Below are 5,784 nucleotides of genomic sequence, written 5' to 3'. Positions count from 1 at the left end.
GTCCAGACCCGCCACCGCCAACTGCTCTCAGACGCCGCCATCGGCACGCGCGGCGCTTCCGGCCGGGCCGCTTCGCCCCGGCCTCACTCCCTTTCCTCCGACTTATCCGTCCCACGCGCCCCGGGTTTGTCTCGATGCATTTACCCGTTGCGGACTTTTTTGTTGTCGTAGTATCGCCATTGACAACACTTGTTGCACTAAGGTCTAATTCGACATCGCATGTTGCGGTGCGGCTTGATGTCGTCGTTCCGCCGGCCGGCTGGCCGGTCACATCGCTCAATCATGCGGAGAGAAACCATGAGTCGCCGTTCCTTCCTGAAAGCCGTCGCGGTGGTTGCCGCGCTCGGCGCAAGCCTCGCGCACGCGGACACCAGGACGCTTGTCGTCGGGACCGACACGTCGTTCATGCCGTTCGAGTTCAAGCAGGGCGACAAGTACGTCGGCTTCGATCTCGACCTGTGGGCGGAGATCGCTAAGGACCAGGGCTGGAAATACACGATCCAGCCGATGGATTTCGCGGGCCTGATCCCGGCGCTGCAGACGCAGAACATCGACGTCGCGCTGTCGGGGATGACGATCAAGGAAGAGCGCAAGAAGGCGATCGACTTCTCCGCGCCGTACTACGACAGCGGCCTCGCGGCGATGGTGCAGACCGGCAACACGACGATCAAGTCGATCGACGACCTGAACGGCAAGGTGATCGCCGCGAAAACAGGCACCGCGACGATCGACTGGATCAAGGCGCACCTGAAGCCGAAGGAGATCCGCCAGTTCCCGAACATCGACCAGGCGTACCTCGCGCTCGAAGCCGGCCGGGTCGACGCGGCGATGCACGACACGCCGAACGTGCTGTTCTTCGTGAACAACGAGGGCAAGGGCAAGGTGAAGGTCGCGGGCCAGCCGGTCAGCGGCGACAAGTACGGGATGGGTTTCCCGAAGGGCAGCCCGCTCGTGCCGAAGGTCAACGCATCGCTCGTGAAGATCAAGGCCGATGGCCGCTACGCGCAGATCTACAAGAAATGGTTCGGTGCCGAGCCGCCGAAGATGTGAGCGTGACGCCGCAACAGCGCGCGGCCGGGTGGCCGCGCCGGTCTTGAATCGAACGGGGAGCGACAAGTGAATTTCGATTGGTCGGCGATCTGGGCGGCGTTGCCGGACTTGATGGACGGGGTCCGGTTGACGGTGTTCGTCGCATTTTTCGGGCTGGTGGGCGGCTTCATCGTCGGGATGATCGCGGGCATGTTCCGCGCATACGGACCGAAGGCGATGAACGTGCTTGCGCAGGTTTATATTGAATTGATCCGCGGCACGCCGATCGTCGTGCAGGTGATGTTCCTGTATTTCGCGTTGCCGCTGCTCGCGCATATCCGCATCGACGGCCTGACGGCCGCGATCATCGCGATCACGGTGAATTCCGGCGCGTATCTCGCGGAAGTGGTGCGCGGCGCGCTGCTGTCGATCCCGAAGGGGCTGACGGAAGCAGGGCTCGCGATGGGGTTGTCGATGCCGCGCGTGCTGCTGAAGGTGGTCGGGCCGCTGGCGTTCCGGCGGCTGATTCCGCCGCTCGGCAACCAGTGCATCGTGAGCCTGAAGGACACGTCGCTGTTCATCGTGATCGGTGTCGGCGAGCTGACACGCAAGGGGCAGGAAATCATCGCGGGCAATTTCCAGGCGGTCGAGATCTGGTCCGCCGTGGCTGTCATCTACCTGTTGCTGACCGGCGCCATGACGTTGACGCTGCGGCTCGTCGAAAAGCGGATGAGAATCTTATGAGCATGATCGAATTCCAGAACGTGTCGAAGAGCTTCGGCCACGTGCCGGTGCTGAAGCATATCGACCTGAAGATCGACGCGGGCGAGGTGGTCGTCGTGATCGGCCCGTCCGGCTCGGGCAAGTCGACGATGCTGCGCTGTATCAACGCGCTCGAGAAAATCACCGGCGGCGAGCTGCTGGTCGACGGCCAGAGCGTGCGTGGCAACGCGACGACGATCCGCAATATCCGGCTCGAAGCCGGCATGGTGTTCCAGCAGTTCAACCTGTTTCCGCAGATGACCGCGCTCGAGAACGTGATGTTCGGGCCGATCCAGGTGCGAGGCGCATCGCGTGCCGACGCGCGCGACCAGGCGATGGCACTGCTCGACAAGGTCGGACTCGAATCGCGCGCGAATCACTACCCGTCGGAGCTGTCGGGCGGCCAGCAGCAGCGCGTTGCGATTGCGCGCGCGCTCGCGATCCGGCCGCGGCTGATGCTGTTCGACGAGCCGACCTCGGCGCTCGATCCGGAATTGCGCCACGAAGTGCTGAAAGTGATGCAGGATCTCGCTACCGAAGGGATGACGATGATCGTCGTCACGCACGAGATCGGCTTTGCGAAACGGGTCGGCACGCGCCTGCTGTTCATGGATCAGGGCGGGATTGCCGAGGACGGCCATCCGGTCGACCTGATCGACCGGCCGCCGACCCCGCGCCTGAAGGAATTCCTGAAACACGTGTCCTGAACGAAACCGAACCATCCGACATGCCGCTTTCCCTTTCCCCAGTCATCGCCGGCGCGCCGTTCGACATCGGCGTGCGCCTCGGCGAGCTCGCCCGCCCCGTGTTCGATGAATACATGCAGCAGAGCAGCGCGTGGCAGGCCGTGCGCCGCTGGCGCGGCCATCCGTTCGTCGCGGCGTTGCGGCAGGCCGCACTGGCCGCGTACCCCGATCTCGTCGCGGAGCTGGACGGGATCGCGGCCGGTGTCGGCTGGCCGGCCGAGGACATCTTTCTGTGGAACTGCCGCGGCGAGCTGATCCACAACGCGCCGGATGGCTGCACGACGCTTGCCGCACGCGACGCGAATGGCACGCGCTGGATCGCGCACAACGAGGACGGCGATCCGTACCTGCGCGAGCGCTGCCTGCTCGTCGACGTGCAGCCGGCGGGCAAGCCGGGCTTCATCAGCTTCTACTACCCCGGTTCGCTGCCGGGCCATACCTTTGCCGTGAACCGCGCGGGCATCGCGCAGGCGATCAACAACCTGCGGATCCGCACGCCGGCAGCGGGCGTGCCGCGGATGATCCTCGCGCGCGCCGTGCTCGACGCAATGTCGCTCGACGCGGCAGCCGACGTGCTGCGCGGTCACGCGCGTGCAAGCGGCTTTCATCACACGCTGGGCGCGACCGGCGATGCGCGGCTGCTGAGCATCGAGGCGAGCGTCGCGCGCTGTTCGGTGATCGACGTCGCGCGGCTCGCGGGGCATGCGAACCATCTCGTGCACCCCGGCTGCGATGCGCAAGCGCAGATCGTCACGCAATCGTCGGCCGACCGCCAGCGCCGTGTCGACGCGCTGACGCCCGCCATCGACGCAATCGATGAAGCCGCGCTGCTGCGCGTGCTCGGCGATCGAGCGCCGGAAGGGCTGCCGATCTACCGCGACGATCCGGCCGACCCCGACGACGAGAACACGCTGGCCACGGCCGTGTTCGCGATCGGCGCGGCATCGATCGACTTCACCCTTCACCAACACGGCACGCAGCGTTTCGCGACGCGCATCGTGCCGTCCGGACGCGCGCACGACGCGTCCTGATCCATGAGGCAACGCATGACGACCGTTTTTCATCGCGCTCCGCGCGCCACCTTGCCGGTCGCCGTCGCAGGCGACGGCATCGAGATCATCGACTCGACCGGCAAGCGTTATATCGACGCGTGTGGCGGCGCGGCCGTTTCGTGTCTCGGCCACAGCAACCAGCGCGTGATCGACGCGATCAAGCGGCAGGCGCAGCAACTGGCGTACGCGCATACGTCGTTCTTCACGACCGACGTGGCCGAGGAACTGGCCGACCGGCTCGTCGACGCCGCGCCGGCCGGCCTCGAACACGTGTATTTCGTGTCGGGCGGCTCCGAGGCGGTCGAGGCCGCGCTGAAGCTCGCGCGCCAGTATTTCGTCGAGAAGGGCGAGCCGCAGCGCCGCCATTTCATCGCGCGACGCCAGAGCTATCACGGCAACACGCTCGGCGCGCTTGCGATCGGCGGCAATGCGTGGCGGCGCGAGCCGTTCCTGCCGCTGCTGATCGAGGCGCACCACGTGAGCCCGTGCTTCGCGTACCGCGACCAGCAGGCGGGTGAAACCGACGAAGCGTATGCGCAACGCCTCGCGGACGAACTCGAGCAGAAGATCGTCGAACTCGGCGCGGACAACGTCGCGGCGTTCGTCGCGGAGACGGTGGTGGGCGCAACGGCCGGCGCGGTGCCGCCGGTGCGCACGTACCTGAAGAAGATTCGCGCGGTGTGCGACAAGTACGGCGTGTTGTTGATTCTCGACGAGATCATGTCGGGGATGGGGCGCACGGGCTATCTGTACGCATGCGATGAAGACGGCGTTGCGCCTGACCTGCTGACGATCGCGAAAGGGCTTGGCGCAGGCTACCAGCCAATCGGCGCGACGCTCGTCAGCGACCGCATCTACCGGACGATCGTCGACGGCTCGGGTTTCTTCCAGCATGGCCACACGTACTTGGGCCATGCAACTGCATGCGCGGCTGCACTCGAAGTGCAGCGCGTGATCGCCGAAGAGAAGCTGCTCGACAACGTGAAGGCGCGCGGCGAGCAGTTGCGCGCGTCGTTGCGCGAGCATTACGGCGCGCATCCGCATATCGGCGACGTGCGCGGCCGCGGGCTGTTCGTCGGCGTCGAGCTCGTGCGCGATCGCGACAGCAAGGCGACGTTCGATCCCGCGCTGAAGCTGCACGCGGCGGTCAAGCGCGAAGCGATGCAGCGCGGCCTGATGGTGTATCCGATGGGCGGGACGATCGACGGCGTGCACGGCGATCACATCCTCGTCGCGCCGCCTTTCATTTGCACCGCGCAGCAGATCGATACGATCGTCGAGCGGCTGTCGGGCGCGATCGGCGCGGCGCTCGCGTCGGCCGGCGCGTGATCGCATTCCTCGAATCCTATTCGGACATCGCCATGACCAACAGATTGCCTCCGTTCGATCCCGCATCGGCCACCGATGAGCAGAAGGCCGTGCTGGCCGACATTCTCAGCGGCCCGCGCGGCAACCTGAACGGGCCGTTTCTCGGCTGGATCGCGAGCCCCGAGCTGGCTCAGCACGCGCAGAAGCTCGGCGCGTTCTGCCGCTATCGCACGGGCCTGCCGCTGCGCCTGTCGGAACTCGCGATTCTCGTGACGGCCGCGCGCTGGCGCTCGCAGGCCGAGTGGCACATCCACCATCCGATCGCCCTCGACGCAGGCGTGCCGGCCGCGACGGCCGACGCGATCCGGCGCGGCGTCGCACCTGCATTCGAGTCGGACGACGATGCGCTGATCCATGCGTTCGCGAGCGAGCTGTACGACACGCGGCGCGTGAGCGACGCGACGTTCGCGCAGGCGGAAGCGCGCTTCGGCCACGAAACCGTCGTGAATCTGGTCGCATTGCTCGGCTACTACGCGCTCGTCGCGATGACGCTGAACACGTTCGGCATGCGCGCGGAAGGGCAGACCGAATTGCCGTTTCCGGAGTAACGGCGGCGTTTCGACAGTGCCGGAGCAGGGCGGCGATACGTCTGATGAACGCCGCGCCGACCTGTTCCCGGCACAATGCAACCAAATGTATTCATGCGGGATCGACGGCCGATCGCCGCGTATGATGGCTTGTTCACGTCGACATGATCGGTGAACAAGCATGACGAGTACCCGCAAGACCTTGATGATCGCCGGTGGGCTCCTGGTAGCCGCGGCCGGCACTGCCTATGTGATGCTCCTGCGCGCGGATCACCGTGCGATCGAAGATGCCGGCATCGG

General features: G+C 65.9%; 6 protein-coding genes and 1 pseudogene. All 7 read left to right on the top strand.

All coding sequences use genetic code 11. The features are described from left to right. Nucleotides 1–297: 297 nt before the first annotated feature. The gene (gene glnH / locus JYJ84_RS26925; RefSeq protein ID WP_021160889.1) at nt 298–1,050 is read left to right on the top strand and encodes a glutamine ABC transporter substrate-binding protein GlnH; all 753 of its coding nucleotides are present in this window, start codon (nt 298–300) and stop codon (nt 1,048–1,050) included. A 66-nt stretch (nt 1,051–1,116) separates the two neighbouring features. Further along, the gene (glnP, locus tag JYJ84_RS26920; RefSeq protein WP_175223645.1) at nt 1,117–1,773 is read left to right on the top strand and encodes a glutamine ABC transporter permease GlnP; all 657 of its coding nucleotides are present in this window, start codon (nt 1,117–1,119) and stop codon (nt 1,771–1,773) included. Next, the gene (gene glnQ / locus JYJ84_RS26915; RefSeq protein WP_059237091.1) at nt 1,770–2,498 is read left to right on the top strand and encodes a glutamine ABC transporter ATP-binding protein GlnQ; all 729 of its coding nucleotides are present in this window, start codon (nt 1,770–1,772) and stop codon (nt 2,496–2,498) included. Before glnP ends, glnQ begins: the two co-directional genes overlap by 4 nt. A gap of 20 nt (nt 2,499–2,518) precedes the next feature. Continuing rightward, a complete protein-coding gene (locus JYJ84_RS26910) occupies nt 2,519–3,568 on the top strand; it encodes a C45 family peptidase (protein WP_175223646.1) in 1,050 nt (349 codons plus the stop codon). Between the two features lie 15 nt (nt 3,569–3,583). Next, nucleotides 3,584–4,918 carry an aspartate aminotransferase family protein gene (locus tag JYJ84_RS26905; RefSeq protein WP_175023911.1) on the top strand — a complete coding sequence of 445 codons (1,335 nt, stop codon included), beginning with the start codon at nt 3,584–3,586 and terminating at the stop codon, nt 4,916–4,918. A 32-nt stretch (nt 4,919–4,950) separates the two neighbouring features. Continuing rightward, on the top strand, nt 4,951–5,505 hold the full coding sequence (locus JYJ84_RS26900; protein WP_174956526.1) for a carboxymuconolactone decarboxylase family protein: 555 nt from the start codon (nt 4,951–4,953) through the stop codon (nt 5,503–5,505). Nucleotides 5,506–5,665: 160 nt separating this feature from the next. Beyond that, nucleotides 5,666–5,784, top strand: a pseudogene (locus JYJ84_RS37960) (extensin); the annotation flags it as partial.

The organism is Burkholderia sp. LMG 13014 (assembly GCF_905232215.1).
In the GTDB taxonomy this organism is placed as follows: domain Bacteria; phylum Pseudomonadota; class Gammaproteobacteria; order Burkholderiales; family Burkholderiaceae; genus Burkholderia.
Note: the sequence above shows the minus strand (reverse complement) of the source record. Positions and strands in the feature narration are given on the sequence as shown.